This window comes from Arthrobacter sp. P1_B4 (genome assembly GCF_056406555.1).
Map to the genome: position 1 here is coordinate 1 of NZ_JBFTZW010000038.1, position 13650 is coordinate 13650.

The 13650-nt window shown below is 70.9% G+C and carries 11 protein-coding genes; 3 read left to right on the plus strand and 8 right to left on the minus strand.

Annotation, left to right across the window (positions count from 1 at the left end):
• Positions 1 to 407 precede the first annotated feature (407 nt).
• Positions 408 to 1154, plus strand: coding sequence for a helix-turn-helix domain-containing protein (locus tag AC1D1W_RS12820; RefSeq protein ID WP_476943879.1), 747 nt, complete (start codon positions 408 to 410; stop codon positions 1152 to 1154).
• Positions 1147 to 1839 carry an SRPBCC family protein gene (locus tag AC1D1W_RS12825; protein WP_243182148.1) on the plus strand — a complete coding sequence of 231 codons (693 nt, stop codon included), beginning with the start codon at positions 1147 to 1149 and terminating at the stop codon, positions 1837 to 1839. Before AC1D1W_RS12820 ends, AC1D1W_RS12825 begins: the two co-directional genes overlap by 8 nt.
• A 161-nt stretch (positions 1840 to 2000) precedes the next feature.
• Here AC1D1W_RS12825 and yczR read toward each other — a convergent pair whose 3' ends face one another.
• Positions 2001 to 3581: a MocR-like transcription factor YczR gene (gene yczR / locus AC1D1W_RS12830; protein WP_476943880.1), complete on the minus strand. Its 1581-nt coding sequence runs from the start codon at positions 3579 to 3581 to the stop codon at positions 2001 to 2003.
• A gap of 61 nt (positions 3582 to 3642) precedes the next feature.
• On the opposite strand from yczR, the gene yczE reads away from it, so the two are divergent.
• Positions 3643 to 4371: a membrane protein YczE gene (yczE, locus tag AC1D1W_RS12835; RefSeq protein WP_476943881.1), complete on the plus strand. Its 729-nt coding sequence runs from the start codon at positions 3643 to 3645 to the stop codon at positions 4369 to 4371.
• A 29-nt stretch (positions 4372 to 4400) separates the two neighbouring features.
• Here yczE and AC1D1W_RS12840 read toward each other — a convergent pair whose 3' ends face one another.
• The 7 genes from AC1D1W_RS12840 to AC1D1W_RS12870 all read right to left on the minus strand — a co-directional run bounded on the left by AC1D1W_RS12840 (position 4401) and on the right by AC1D1W_RS12870 (position 13555).
• Entirely contained in the window at positions 4401 to 5267 is an 867-nt protein-coding gene (locus AC1D1W_RS12840) for a DNA-formamidopyrimidine glycosylase family protein (RefSeq protein WP_243182151.1), read from the minus strand.
• Positions 5260 to 10473, minus strand: a complete 5214-nt coding sequence (locus AC1D1W_RS12845) for an Lhr family helicase (protein ID WP_476943882.1) — start codon at positions 10471 to 10473, stop codon at positions 5260 to 5262. Before AC1D1W_RS12845 ends, AC1D1W_RS12840 begins: the two co-directional genes overlap by 8 nt.
• Positions 10474 to 10627: 154 nt before the next feature.
• Positions 10628 to 11245, minus strand: a complete 618-nt coding sequence (locus tag AC1D1W_RS12850; protein WP_243182153.1) for a DUF4232 domain-containing protein — start codon at positions 11243 to 11245, stop codon at positions 10628 to 10630.
• Between the two features lie 157 nt (positions 11246 to 11402).
• Complete coding sequence (locus AC1D1W_RS12855) at positions 11403 to 11537, minus strand: hypothetical protein (protein ID WP_275450882.1); 135 nt, start codon at positions 11535 to 11537, stop codon at positions 11403 to 11405.
• Positions 11524 to 11769, minus strand: coding sequence for a hypothetical protein (locus tag AC1D1W_RS12860; RefSeq protein WP_243182154.1), 246 nt, complete (start codon positions 11767 to 11769; stop codon positions 11524 to 11526). Before AC1D1W_RS12860 ends, AC1D1W_RS12855 begins: the two co-directional genes overlap by 14 nt.
• A gap of 172 nt (positions 11770 to 11941) precedes the next feature.
• A complete protein-coding gene (locus AC1D1W_RS12865) occupies positions 11942 to 12532 on the minus strand; it encodes an SRPBCC family protein (protein ID WP_243182155.1) in 591 nt (196 codons plus the stop codon).
• A 12-nt stretch (positions 12533 to 12544) separates the two neighbouring features.
• Positions 12545 to 13555 carry a LacI family DNA-binding transcriptional regulator gene (locus tag AC1D1W_RS12870; RefSeq protein ID WP_028277166.1) on the minus strand — a complete coding sequence of 337 codons (1011 nt, stop codon included), beginning with the start codon at positions 13553 to 13555 and terminating at the stop codon, positions 12545 to 12547.
• Positions 13556 to 13650: the final 95 nt, after the last annotated feature.

Sequence of the window (13650 nt, forward strand, 5' to 3'; positions counted from 1 at the left end):
CCGCGACCCCGTCCCCCCGCGGCCGCCGCCGCGACCCCGTCCCGGCCCCAGTTCGCCCGAGCCCCGCCCCGCCGCCCCGCGTGCTCCAGTTCGCCGGACCCGTGCGAGGTCGCCGGAAAGGTCCGGCGACCGCGGACGCTTCCGGCGAACTCGCGATGCGCCGTCGCCCTGTGCCCGTCTCGCCCTGCGCGCTGCCGCGTCTATGTCCCTCGCCTCCCCGCCCGCCCGCCGTCCTCTCCCGCCGGCCGCCCTAAGCTCCAGTTCGCCGGACCCGTGCCAAGTCGCCGGAAAGGTCCGGCGACCTCGGAGGCTTCCGGCGAACTCGCGATGCGTGCCTGCCCGCAGCACGAGCGCCGACGAGAAAAAAGTTCTTGACAAATAAAATTGTCGGTGGGCAGACTGGAAGCATGTTGGACATCGGAGTGATTGAGGATCCGGCCGCGGCGGAGGCTTCGCTGGACCCGATCCGGACGCGGATCCTGCGCGAGCTGGCCGAACCCGGATCTGCGACGCAGCTCGCCGCGAAGGTGGGCCTGCCGCGGCAGAAGGTGAACTACCACCTCAAAGCGCTCGAGCGGCATGGGCTCGTCGAGCTCGTCGAGGAGCGGCGGCGCGGCAACATGACCGAACGCATCCTGCGGGCGACGGCGGCGTCGTACCTGATTTCGCCGGCGGCGCTGGCCTCGGTGGCGCCGGACCCCCACCGGTTCTCGGACCGCTTTTCCGCCTTCTGGCTGCTGGCACTCGCTGCCCGCATGGTCCAGGAGATGGGGCAGCTGATCGCCGGGGCGGCCGCGGCCCGGCAGAAACTCGCCACCTTTGCCATCGACGGCGAGATTACCTTCCGTTCGGCGGCGGACCGGGCGGCCTTCGCCGAGGAGCTCGGCGTCGCCGTGACCAGGCTCGTGGACAAATACCACGACGGCGGTGACCTCCCCTCAGGTTCCCCGGCAGATCCGCAGGCAGGTTCCCAGGCAGGTCGCCGGCCGGAAGGACGCAAGCACCGGCTGGTCGTCGCGCTGCACCCGGCACTCAAGGCGCCGCAGCCGAAAGCAGCGCACGCAGACCCACAAAAAGCAACCCCACAAACATCAACCCTACAAACAGCAACCCCACAAACAAACCCACAAGCCAAGGAGCAGGACAATGACTGACCAACGGAAATTCGAAATCGTCTACGACACCGAACTGCCCGGTACCCCTGAGCGGGTGTGGGAGGCCGTCACCAAGGACACCCCGGCATGGATGTTCCCCACAGACCAATGGCCGGCGGTCCGGACCGTGGACGAATACCCCTCCCATCTGGTGTCCCGGATGGACGGTCCGGATGGCTGGTTCAACCAGCTGGAGCACGTCCTGGAACCGCTCGACGGTGGCCAGGCCCGGCTGCACTACGTGCACAGCGGCATCTTTGCGGACAACTGGGATGAGCAGTATGACGGCGCCAGCAAGCACACGGCGTTCTATCTGCACACCCTGGGCCAGTACCTGAAGTACTTCGACGGCAAGCCCGTGGTCTTCACAGACATCCAGGCACCCGCCGCTTCGCAGACCCCGGACGGCTTCGACCGGCTCAAGCGGGCCCTCGGCGTCGACACTGCCGCTCCGGGGGAGACGGTGGAACTGGAGCTCGACGGCGTAGGGCCGCTGGCCGGCGAGATCGACTTCGCCAACGAGAACTTCCTCGGCCTGCGGACCGCGGACACGATGTACCGCTTCTTCGGGCGCAACGCGTTCGGCGCGCCGGTGGGCATGACCGTGCACGACTTCAGCGGCAGCGGGGACGCCGGGGCGACGGCCCAAGCCTGGACCGGGTTCCTGGCGAAGGTCTACGCCTGATCCCGCGACGGGCATCCTGCCTGGCGATGCCCTGAACGTTCGAGTTCGCCGGGAACGGGCCGAAGTCGCCGGAATGGTCCGGCGACTTCGGACGTTTCCGGCGACCTCGGGGCGCAGGAATGAACGGGCGTCGCAGGGCAGGCCTGCAAGCGCCCCAGAATTCAGGCGATGGCCGCGGCCGGCGGGGACGACAGGTTGCGTCGCAGTTGTGGGGAGGCCTCCAGCCGGTCCTGCGCCGAACGCAATGCCAGTACGGCCGTCTCCAGCTGCTCCGGTGGCAGGGTGAACGGCAACCGCAAGTACTGCTCAAACGCGCCGCCGACGCCGAACCGGGGTCCGGCGGCGAGCCGGATCCCGACGTCGGGGGCCAGCACCGCCAGTGCCGTGCTGACAGGAGCCGGGAGTCGGCACCAGACGGACAGGCCGCCGTCGGGCCATTCTGGCTCCCAGCCCGGCAGGTGCTCCCGAATCAGTTCCACCAGTTTGTGCCGGTTCTCGCGCAGCGCGGACAGCCTGTCGGGGAGCGGCTCCGTCATGGCGTTGACCAGATGCGCCCCGGCGAGCTGCTCCACCACCGGCCCGCCCAGGTCAAGGGTGGTGCGGGCGGCGGCGAAGCGCTGGATGAGGGGCTCGCTGGCGCGGATCCAGCCGGTGCGCAGCCCAGCCCAGTGCGACTTGCTGAGGGAACCGAGGGAGACCACCGCCGGGCTGAAAGCGGCCATGGGGGTCGAGGCGGCGCCGTCGAGGTTCAACTCCCGCAGCGTCTCGTCCACCACCAGCACAGTGCCCGACGCCGCGGCCGCCTTCACGAGCCAGAGCCGCTGGGAATCGGGCATCAGCCGGCCGGTGGGGTTGTGGAAGTCCGGCACCACGTACGCCATCGCGGGCCGCTGCTGGAGCAGCGCCGTTTCCATGGCCTCGAGATCCCAGCCGCCTGCGCCGCTGTAGACAGGGCCGTTGTGGGCCGGGTCGTTGCCGCCTGCGCTGTGGCCCCGGCCGCCGTGGATTCTGCCGCTGGGGCGTGCGCCGCCGGGGGCCGCGGAAGGCATGGCCACCGGGACCGGTCGGCAGCCCGAAGCCCGGATCGCGTCGAGGGCGTTCGGGTAGCTCGGATGCTCCACCAGCACCTTGGTCCCGGACGGCCCGGCCAATGTGCGGAGCACAATGTTCAGCGCGTGCTGGGCGCCGGAGGTGACCAGGACCTGCGCAGCCGTTGTCGGGACCCCGGCGGCGGTGTACCGGGCCGCAATGGCTTCACGGAGCGGGCCCACGCCCAGGGCGTCATAGCCGAAGCCCGGGAGCAGGGCCGGCAATTCGGTCAGGGCCGCGGCAAAGGCCCGGTGCACCACTTCGCCGCTGGCGGGCAGGGAGGCGTAAGCCAGGTCCAGAATTCCGTCCGGCACCGCCAGGCCGGGCGCGCCACTCAGCCGCAGGGCTCCGTCGTGGCCGCCGGCATGCAAGGGCCCCTGGCTCGGGATGCAGCTCCGGCTCCGGCTGCCCTGGCCGCTGCTGAGGAAACCCTGCTCGCGCAGCAGGGCGTAGGCCGCCGTCACCGTGGTGCGGCTGATGCCAAGGGCCGCTGCCAGCGAGCGCTCGCTCGGCAGGGCGACGTCCAGGGCGACGCGGCCGTCGAGGATGAGCAGGCGGACGACGTCGGCCAGCTCGCGGTAAGCGGGGGCGGCGCCGACGTTCCACTCGCCCAGCAGGCGGGCCAGCGACCCCGGAGTCAAAGAGACGGACATAGAGCCAGTATCTCAAACTGGATATGGATTGCAAGGCCAGTTTTCGTGGAGGATGGAGACCATGTTGACCCGCAGACTCCTCCAGCTCCTGATCGGCCTCGCTCTTTACGGCATTTCCCTCGCCATGGTCATCCGCGCCAGCCTCGGCACGGCGCCGTGGGACGTGCTCCACCAGGGGCTGGCGGCCAGGACCGGGCTCAGCCTCGGCACGGTGGTGGTTGTTGTCAGCTTCCTGGTGCTGCTGCTGTGGATCCCGCTCCGGCAATGGCCCGGCGTCGGAACCCTGTGCAACGCGGTGCTGGTGGGGGTCTTCGCGGACATCGGGCTGGCCCTGATTCCACAGTTTTCGCATCTGGGCGGCCAGATCTGCCTGCTCGTCGGGGCGGTGCTGCTCAATGGCGTCGCCTCCGCCTGCTACATCGGCGCCCGTCTGGGCCCGGGCGCACGGGACGGGCTCATGACGGGCCTCGCCCGGCGGACGGGCTGGCCGGTCCGGGTGTGCCGCACCGGCATTGAAGTGGTGGTCCTTGGCGCGGGCTGGCTGCTGGGCGGCTCGGTCGGTGTGGGCACGGTGCTGTACGCGCTGGCCATTGGCCCCCTGGTGCAGTTGCTGCTGCCGCGGTTCACCGTTCCGGAAGCGCGTCCGGTCCCGGCGGCCGGAACTGAAGCGGCCGGAACTGAAGCGGCCGGAGCTGAAACGGCCGGAACTGAAGCGGAAGCCGCCGTTGCCGGGACGGCAGTTCCTGTGGCGGCGGTCCCTGTGGCGGCAGGCAGAGGCCCGGCCGATTGATTCCCGCGGGTTGATTCCCGCGGGCCCCGTCAGCCGGCGCCCTCTGATCCGGGGCCCGGCAGGGGCTGGCAGGTGGGGCAGTAGTAGATGTCCCGTTCCTCGGTGACAGTGCCGGCGCCGTTCTCCTTGCCCAGGACGCCGCGGCGGATCGGAGTGCCGCATTTGAGGCACGGCTGGTGCTCGCGCCGGTAGACCCAGTAGCCGGGACGCCCGGCGGTGCGGCCCACCGGCACGCCCCGGGCGTTCAGGACGGTGGTCCGTCGGCCCGGCCCGAGGTTGGCGGAGAGCAGGACCTGGGCGTCGGTGATGATGGCGGGAAGGTCCGGCACTGCCGAGACGGGCGACGCCGGATGGACGCCCGCGAGGAAGCAGGCCTCGCACCGGTAGATGTTTCCGATCCCCGCCAGCTTGCTCTGGTCCAGCAGGGCGACGCCGATCGGTACGTCCGGGGCTGTGAGCAGCCGGTGTTCGGCCTCGGCCGCGTCCCAGTCCGGGCCCAGCAGGTCCGGGCCGAGGTGCCCCACGATGGTGTCCTCCTGGTCGGTCCGGACCACCTCAAGGATGCCCAGGGAGAACCCGACGGCGTCGGCCGTGGCGGTCCGCAGCACGCAGCGGGCCGTGAAGCCGGGCTTCCGCCAGCGGCCCCCGGGCGGGTAGACCTGCCAGCTGCCCTCCATCTTCAGGTGCGAATGGATGGTGAGCCGGTCTGTGGGCGTCGGGCCCTGGACGCGCATCAGCAGGTGCTTGCCGCGGGGCACCACCTCGGCGACGGTCCAGCCGCCGAGCTTGAGGGTGGCGAAGCGCGGGACCCGGAAGTCGGAGGAGACCAGTTCCTTCCCGGCCAGGGCTGCGTGCAGCTGCGCGGCGGCGCGGAAGACCGAATCGCCCTCAGGCACGGATCCTCAGTCCCTTGGGGGTGGAATAGGCCCCGGCGTGGGCGAGGGCGGCCGCCACCGGGGTGTCCAGGATGCCGTGGCCGTTGACCTTTTCCATGATCAGCTTGTCCACCGCGCCTCGGGTCACCACACCCACCAGGGCCGTGCCGGCCGCGGCCAGGACGTCGGGGTCGTCGCTGAACGCGAGCAGGGTCTTGCCGCCGCGCTCGACGTACAGCGCCAGGGCGCCGTCGACCAGGACCACGAGGGCGCCGGCCTTCCTGCCCGGGCGGTGGCCGGTGCCGGCGTCGACGTTGAGCGCGGGCCATGGCAGCGCGGCGCCGTACGGGTTGGCAGGGTCGGTCGCGGCGAGGGCCAGGGCCACCGGTTCTGCCTTGTGCAGTTCGGCGTCCTCGACGTAGGACCGCAGCCGGTCCACCGTGGCCGGGACGGCGAACTGCGCCGCACCGAGGTGTTCGATGAAGTAGCCGCGGCGGCAGCGTCCGGCTTCCTCGAGCCGGGCCAGGACCTTGTACATGAGGCCGAAGCCGCCGAGGATGTTTTCTGCCATGACCGAGCCGCGGGTGACCACGCCGTAGCGGTCCAGCAGCAGCTCCGCGGTGGCCCGCGCATGGATGGTGGGATCGAGCTCCGGTGAGGGCAGCGCGGACCAGCGTCCTGCGGCGAGCGGGGGAGAGGGCGCGGTGCCGGTCACGGATCCGTATCGGCCGCCGGTGAGTCCCGGCGATCCGAGCAGGCCGGTGCCGTGCGCCCGTCCGAGCCGGCTGAGCCGCGGCGCGCGGGCCCGCGGGGCGCGCCCCACCTGCCGGTGCGCGGTGTGCCCGCCGGCGATCAGGGCCCTGACGGGGGCGAACGTGTCGCCGGTAATCCGGCCCGCCCAGGCGAGATCCCAGAGTGCTGCCACCACGTCCTGGTCGCTGAGCACCGAATCCATGCCGCCGGCAACCTCGGTCAGCTGCCGGAAGAAGTAGCCGCCGCCGTTGTTCTGCAGGTGTTCGAGGAGCCGTCGCTGCGCGTCGCCGGGTTCGAAGTCGATGGACGGGTTCAGCGTCAGTTCAGCCGAATCGGCGAGGTGCAGGCTCACCCAGCCGTCGTTGCCCGGCAGCGAGCCGGCACCGGACCAGAGGACCTCGCCGGCGGCCATGAGCTCGTCCAGCATGGCCGGCTGGTAGTTGGAGACGCGGCTGGCCAGGACAAGCGGCTCCCATGCCGAGGCCGGAATGGGCACGCCGGAGAGCTGGTCGATGGCCGTGATGATGCCGTCCAGGCCGCGGAGCGCCGACTGCCCGCGGCCGCCCGTGGTCCGCACGTTCTGCCAGGCGGGCAGGAACCGGCCGTAGGCGGCGGCGTCCACCGGCTCGACTTCGGCGCGGAGCGCGGCGAGGGAACGGCGGCGCAGCCTGCGGAGGACCTCGGCGTCGCACCATTCACTCACATTGGCCGGAGGCAAAAGGGGAGGCACAACAGTGGGCTGGAACGCCTCCTCGCCGGATCCATCCACGCCGGAACCCTCAACCCCGGATTCTTCACCGCCGGCTGCCGTGCTGGCCGACGTGACCGCCGGCGGCGCAGCGTGCGGGCGGAACTCTCCTTCCACCACGCGCCCGTCCGCGGCCAGCCGCTTCAGCGCCGTGCCGACGACGGCGACGCCCAGTCCCAGCCGCGCCGCGGCCTCGGCGGCGGTGAAGGGCCCGTGCGTGCGGGCGTAGCGCGAGACGAGGTCGCCGAGGGGGTCAGCGACCGGCTCGATGAAGGCCAGCGGCACACCCATGGGCAGCGGCACGCCGAGGGCATCCCGAAGCCGGGCGGCATCCTCGACCGCCGCAAAGCGCTCGACTCCGCCGATGTTGACCTTGATGGCACGGTTGGCACGCTGCAGGCCCGTGAGGTGGGCGGCGGCGTCGGCCTCCGTCGCCGGGCTTTCGGCTGGCAGCACCTCCGGGGTTTCGGCTAGCCCAGCCGGCAGGCCTTCGACAGGCTCAGCCGCCGGTGCGGTCCCGGCAGCCTCGCTTCCCTGGGCTGGGGCCGCGACCGGCTCCAGCCGGGCGGCGACCTCGTCCGGCGAGAGCGGACCGAGGAGGCGCAGGAGGTCCGCGACGCCCTCCAGCCCGCGCACCTGGCGGTCGCGGGCCAGCCGCTGCAGTTCGCGCTCGGTGGCCTCGATGACCTTCGCATCCAGCAGTTCGCGCAGCTCCACGCGGCCCATGAGCTCGTTGAGCAGGGTGGAATCGAGGGCCAGGGCAGCGGCCCGGCGCTCCGCCAGCGGGGAGTCGCCTTCGTAGAGGAACTGGGCCACGTAGCCAAAGAGCAAGGACTTCGCGAACGGGGAGGGCTGCTGGGTGGTGGTCTGGACGATCCTGAGCTCGCGGCGCTCGACCGACGCGGCGATGTCTTTCAGCGCCGGAAGGTCGTAGACATCCTGCAGGCACTCGCGGACCGTCTCGAGGACAATCGGGAACGTCGGGTACTTCCGGGCAACATCCAGCAGCTGCGCCGAACGCTGCCGCTGCTGCCACAAGGGCTGCCGCTTGCCGGGATTCTGCCGGGGCAGGAGCAACGCGCGGGCCGCGCACTCGCGGAACCGGGAGGCGAACAGGGCGCTCCCGCCGACCTCCGCCGTCACGATCTGCTCGATTTCCTCCGGGTCAAACAGGAACAACTCGGCGCCCGGCGGCTCATCCTCCATCATGGGCACGCGCAGCACGATGCCGTCGTCGGCGGCCATGGCCGAGCCGTCCATCCCGTAGCGCTGCTGCAGGCGCTGGCCCACGGCCAGGGCCCACGGTGCGTGCACGGGCATGCCGAAGGGGCTGTGCAGCACCACGCGCCAGTCGCCGAGCTCGTCGTGGAAGCGTTCGACCACTAGGGTCGTGTCGCTGGGGACCACCTCGGTGGCGAGCCGTTGTTCGGCGAGGTACTGGATCAGGTTGTTCGCGGCGTAATCGTCCAGTCCGCTGGCCTTGCACCGCTCGGTGGCCGGCCCGACGTCGGACGCCGCCAGTTCGCGCATGAATGCGCCGAGGGCGCGGCCCAGGTCCACCGGCCGGCCCAGGGAGTCGCCCTTCCAGAAGGGGAGCTTGCCGGGCTGGCCGAACGCCGGCGAGACCAGGACGCGGTCGTGCGTGATGTCCTCGATCTTCCAGCTGGTGGCGCCGAGGGCGAAGACGTCGCCAACCCGGGACTCATAGACCATTTCCTCATCGAGTTCGCCCACCCGGCGCCCGCCCTTGGCCGCGGCGGCGGCCGGGCTGGCTGCCCTGCCGTCCGCACTGGCGCCGCCGGAGGAGCCGCTACCGCCGGTGCCCTCGACTTCGGTGCCGATGATGTAGACGCCGAACAGCCCGCGGTCCGGGATGGTGCCGCCGGAAGTGACGGCGAGCCGCTGCGCGCCGGGCCTTCCCTCGATGGTCCCGGCGTTCCGGTCCCAGATCACCCGGGGGCGCAGTTCGGCGAACTCGTCCGAGGGGTACCGTCCGGCCAGGAGGTCCAGGGTGGCCTCGAACGCGGAGCGGGGGAGCGAGGCGAACGGCGCCGACCGCCGGACCGTGCTGAACCAGTCCTCCACGTCGATGGCACCGAGGGCCGTGGCGGCGACCGTCTGCTGGGCCAGGATGTCCAGCGGGTTGGCCGGCACGCTCAGCCGCTCGATCTTGCCCGCGAGCATCCGCTCCACGGTGATGGCCGTGTGGACCAGGTCTGCCCGGTGCTTCGGGAACAGGACACCCTGGGAGATTTCGCCGACCTGGTGGCCGGCGCGGCCCACCCGCTGCAGGCCGCTGGCCACGGAGGGCGGCGACTCGACCTGCACCACCAGGTCCACGGCACCCATGTCGATGCCGAGCTCGAGTGAGGACGTGGCCACAACGCAGCGCAGCCGACCGGATTTCAGGTCATCCTCGATCAGGGCGCGCTGGTCCTTGGACACGGAGCCGTGGTGGGCGCGCGCCAGCACGGGATCGGCGCCGGCGGTGCTCCCGGCCTGGGCCATCATGTGGGCCGGTGTGGCGGTGGATGTGGGCTGCGCGGCGGCGCCGCCGGACGGCACGCCCACACCGCCGGACGGCACTGGACTCGGCACTGGACTCGGCACGCCCCGCGGCACGTCATTCGGCACGGCGTCGAAGTCCGGGGCGCCGGCGCCAAAGTCTGTCCAGCCGCCGCCGGCTGCCAGGAGCTGGCGTTCGGCGTAGATCTCGTTGAGCCGGGCGGTCAGCCGTTCGGCGAGGCGGCGGGAGTTCGCAAACACGATGGTGGACTGGTTGGCGAGCACCAGGTCCACGATCTTTTCCTCCACATGCGGCCAGATGGAGGCCTGGGGCTGCAGCCCGGAGGCCGGACCGGAGTCGAAGGCCCCGGCGGCGCCCTGGAGATCGGACATGTCCTCCACCGGGACGGAGACGGTCAGGTCCCAGTTCTTCCGTGACGGAGGGGCGACAATTTCCACCGGCGCCGAGCCGGCGAGGAACTGCGCCACCAGCTCCTTGGGTTCCACGGTGGCCGACAGCCCGATCCGCTGCGCGGGCTTGGGCAGCAGCGCGTCCAGCCGTTCCAGCGACACCGCCAGATGCGCCCCGCGCTTGGTGCCGGCGACGGCGTGGACCTCGTCGACAATGATCGTGTCCACCTCGCTGAGGGTTTCGCGGGCCTTGGACGTCAGCATCAGGAAGAGCGATTCCGGGGTGGTGATGAGGATATCGGGCGGGTGGCTGAGCAGCGAGCGGCGGTCCGACGCCGTCGTATCCCCGGACCGGACACCCACGGTAATGAGCGGGGCCGGGAGGTCCAGGCGTTTGGCGGTCTGCGTGATGCCGATCAGCGGCGCGCGGAGGTTGCGTTCGACGTCGACGCCGAGAGCCTTGAGCGGGGATATGTACAGCACACGGGTCTTGCGCTGGGGCGCCTTGCCTCGGGCAGGCTTCCGGCGCCCGCCCTTGGCCGCCGGGTCCACTCCGGGGAGGGTTTCGGGCTCTGCGGGCGCGGAGACGAGCAACCGGTCCAGCGCCCAGAGGAACGCGGCGAGCGTCTTGCCGGAGCCGGTGGGTGCGACGACGAGGGCGTGCGCACCGGAGGAGATGGCATTCCAGGCGCCGTTCTGGGCCGGGGTGGGCGCGGAAAAAGCGCCCAGGAACCAGTCCCGGGTCGGCCGGCTGAACCGGTCCATGGCGTCGGCCGCGAGTGTGCCGCCGGCGAGCTCCTGCCCCTTCATTCCTCCATCATGCCCTACCCCGCCGACACTATTGGCCGGGCCCCATCATGGGGCGGCGGGTCCCATCGTGGCGCCTGCCGGGTAACGCGGCGGCCAGGTGACCCGGGACGGGCGGAGCGCAGACGCGCTGGATCAGAGACGCGGGGGACGGGTGTTACTTGGGCTGGAAGGCACCGATGGTCAGCAGGTTGATCTCCGTGTTGGTGCAGGCGTCCAGTTGCTGCGGAATGAACAGCGACGCGGTGTCGTTGGGCGGATAGACCCGGAATCCTGCCGCCGGTGTCTTGGTGCAGTCCGGGTAGTTGGCGGCCTGGGTGTAGCGCAGGGTGGCTGTGCCGGCCTTGCCCGGGGCAAGCGTGACGTCGGTGACCGGGCCCGAGTCGTCGCGGGTGGCGGCGGCGCCGATCGGCTCACCGTCGGCCCCTGCTGTGAGGGAGACGCCCGCGAAGCCCTTCAGCAGGCACGGTTCGGTGCCGGAGTTGGTCAGGATCAGCTGCATGTAGATGCTGCCGGCCGCGCCGCCGCCGGTGGCATCGGTGGTGCCGGTCAGGCTTGCGGCCTTGCACAGCTGGGGGCCTGCCTTGGCGGTGGACGGTGCGGCGGCGGCAGAGGATTCCGGCGCGGCGGCGGACGTCGCCGGCGGCTGGCTGGTCTCCGTGGCAGACGGGCTGGGCGGGGACGCGGCCGACTGGGCCTGCGTCGAGCTGCCCCCGCAGCCGCTGAAGAGGAGGGCCGCCGCGGCAGCCGTTGTCACAACCAGTGCGTGCTTCATTCGCTGAGACCTCATGGCTCAACCATTATCCCCGCCGTTGCCTTAGTCAACGATGCCACTGCGACGGAGCCCGATTGATGTCCGGATTGTGATTTCCCGGCATCGGCCGAGGTCAACTGCGCCGCGTGCTGCTTCCCGGAGCCGGCGAGCAGCTGCCCTAGTCGGTCTCGGGCCCCGAGCAGTAGTGGCAGTCGTCGGGGCAGGAAGCGGCCCAGGGGTCCGTCCCGGCCGCGGACCCGGACAGGATTTCCGGCTGCCGTGCCAGCGCCGTAGGCCGGTCAGTTGCCAGCATGGCCAGCGCCTCCGGGGTCTGCCACGCTCAGTTCAAAGCCGTCGGCAACGTGGAACAGCTGCCGGTGCCCGCCGTCGGAGAGCACCCATACGACATCGCCGTCGGGCGTGCGGTTGTCGACCAGGCCCGCGTGCTCAAGGCGGCCGCCGCGGTGGAGGTGGACGGCGTCGCCGATCTCGACGTCGTCCCAATGGGCGGCGCTGCCGGAAGGCCGGTTTTTCTGCAAGGTCATGAGGAGTCCTGAACGGTCACGGGGAAACGAGGATGTGACCCAGCTAACCGTGGAATGGCCTTCCGCCTCAATGGTCAAGTGAATGAGACACTGTCTTACTGTTGTGCACAAGTCCAGGGACGGAAGTCCAGGGCCGGAGCCCCCGGTAGAACTCCGGGCGCTAGGCGGCCGTCTACGTGTCCGTGCGGGCTGCGCGGCGGCGGGTCAGCCAGGCAAAGGTGGGCGGAGGGGGCGGCGGGACAGCCGCTGCCGCGGCCGCCGTGCGCCCCGAGGTGCCCCCCGCTGCCGCGCGGCGCCGGCGCAGTTCCAGGGCGAGGCTCTCCTGGCCACGGGCCATCGCCCAGCGGTGGTTGGCGGCGAAGGCCGGCTTCAGCAGCCAGCTCAGCCGCCGCAGCAGGGGCTTGGCGGCGCTGACGCGCCAGTCGTAGGTGATGACCGTTTCCGGCCCATCCTCTTCAAAGGTCCAGCGGCCGGTGCCGTTCAGATCGCCTGCCGCGGTGAGGGCGAAGCCGCGGGCCGTGACGGGCTCCGTAACCGTGAGGGTCCAGCGGAGCGTATAGGGCAGCCAGCCCTTCGTGTACAGGCGCGTGGGGCGCGGAATGCCGGGCCCGGGCTCCGGTCCGCCGGCCACGGGCTCGATGCTGAGATAGACGGAAGGCCACCACCGGGGCAGGGCCGTGGCGTCGCCCAAGACCGCCGCGACCTCCTCCGGCGTGCCCGCCACGCGCCAGACGGTCCGGAACTCATAATCTGTGCTGCCCATCGGAGCCTCCTTTCAGCCCTGCGTGGATGCCCTCACTATCAATTCGGGCGGAAAGACCACCTGGGTGGGTGCAAAGCCGTCCTCCGATGCCGCCTCCCGGAGCAACAGTTCCAGTGCGGTGGAGCCGATGAGGGCGCTGGGCTGCCGGATGGAGGACAGCGGCACGACGGCGGCGGCGGCGAACTCTATGTCGTCGTAGCCGATCAGGGCGATCTCCTGCGGCACTTTGACGCCGCCCATGAGCATCAGGCCCTGCAGGGCACCCACGGCAAGCAGGTCGTTGGCTGCAAAGATCGCATCCGGGCGTTCGGCTTCGGGCCGGGACCGGATGGACTCGCCGGCCGCCCTGCCCGAAAGCACGGTCAGAGATTCCGTGGCGATGACCTCGAGCGTTGCACCCGCCACRGCGTCGATGGCCTTCCGCGCCCCTGCCAAACGGTCCGCCACCTGCCGGATGCTTGCCGGGCCGCCGATAAACGCGATGCGCCGCCTGCCCAGCGACAACAGGTGGGCCGCAGCCATCTCCCCGCCCGCCAGGTCGTCCACGGCCACCGAGGAGAAGCTCGTGTTCTCTGTCTGCCTGTCCACGAGCACTGTCGGGATGCCCCGGCGCCGGAGCTGCTCCAACCGGGGGATCACATTTCCTACCGGGGACAGCAGCACGCCCCGCACGCGCTGCTGCTCAAAGAGGTCCAGATACGCGGATTCCCGGCCCTCGTCCTCGTTGCTGTTGCCGACGAGGACGGTGAAGTTCTCCGCGGCGGCGCGGTCCTCCGCGCCCCGGGCCAGATCCGAGAAGAAGGGGTTCGCAGCATCCAGGACCACCAGGCCGATGCTGTGGCTCATGCCCGCGCGCAACTGGCGCGCGGCGTCGTTCCGGACGAAGCCGAGCTTGTCGATGGCGGACTGGACCCTCAGGGTAACTTCCGCGGAAACCTTCTGCGGCCGGTTCAGCACATTGGAGACCGTCCCCACCGAGACGCCGGCCAGTGCCGCGACGTCCTTGACGCTCGCTGAAACCATTTCCTGTGCTCCTGAAGGTGGACGCCGCAGCCTTTGGGGCTAGGCGGCGCGTACGCAAAATAGTCACTTCAGGATACCCGCCCGGGGTCCACTTT

Excerpts from the sequence above, each read along its gene's own strand:
- AC1D1W_RS12820 (WP_476943879.1), top strand. The coding sequence starts at position 408 with ATGTTGGACATCGGAGTGATTGAGGATCCGGCCGCGGCGGAGGCTTCG.
- AC1D1W_RS12825 (WP_243182148.1), top strand. The coding sequence starts at position 1,147 with ATGACTGACCAACGGAAATTCGAAATCGTCTACGACACCGAACTGCCC.
- yczR (WP_476943880.1), bottom strand. The coding sequence starts at position 3,581 with ATGTCCGTCTCTTTGACTCCGGGGTCGCTGGCCCGCCTGCTGGGCGAG.
- yczE (WP_476943881.1), top strand. The coding sequence starts at position 3,643 with ATGTTGACCCGCAGACTCCTCCAGCTCCTGATCGGCCTCGCTCTTTAC.
- AC1D1W_RS12845 (WP_476943882.1), bottom strand. The coding sequence starts at position 10,473 with ATGAAGGGGCAGGAGCTCGCCGGCGGCACACTCGCGGCCGACGCCATG.
- AC1D1W_RS12850 (WP_243182153.1), bottom strand. The coding sequence starts at position 11,245 with ATGAAGCACGCACTGGTTGTGACAACGGCTGCCGCGGCGGCCCTCCTC.
- AC1D1W_RS12855 (WP_275450882.1), bottom strand. The coding sequence starts at position 11,537 with ATGCTGGCAACTGACCGGCCTACGGCGCTGGCACGGCAGCCGGAAATC.
- AC1D1W_RS12860 (WP_243182154.1), bottom strand. The coding sequence starts at position 11,769 with ATGACCTTGCAGAAAAACCGGCCTTCCGGCAGCGCCGCCCATTGGGAC.
- AC1D1W_RS12865 (WP_243182155.1), bottom strand. The coding sequence starts at position 12,532 with ATGGGCAGCACAGATTATGAGTTCCGGACCGTCTGGCGCGTGGCGGGC.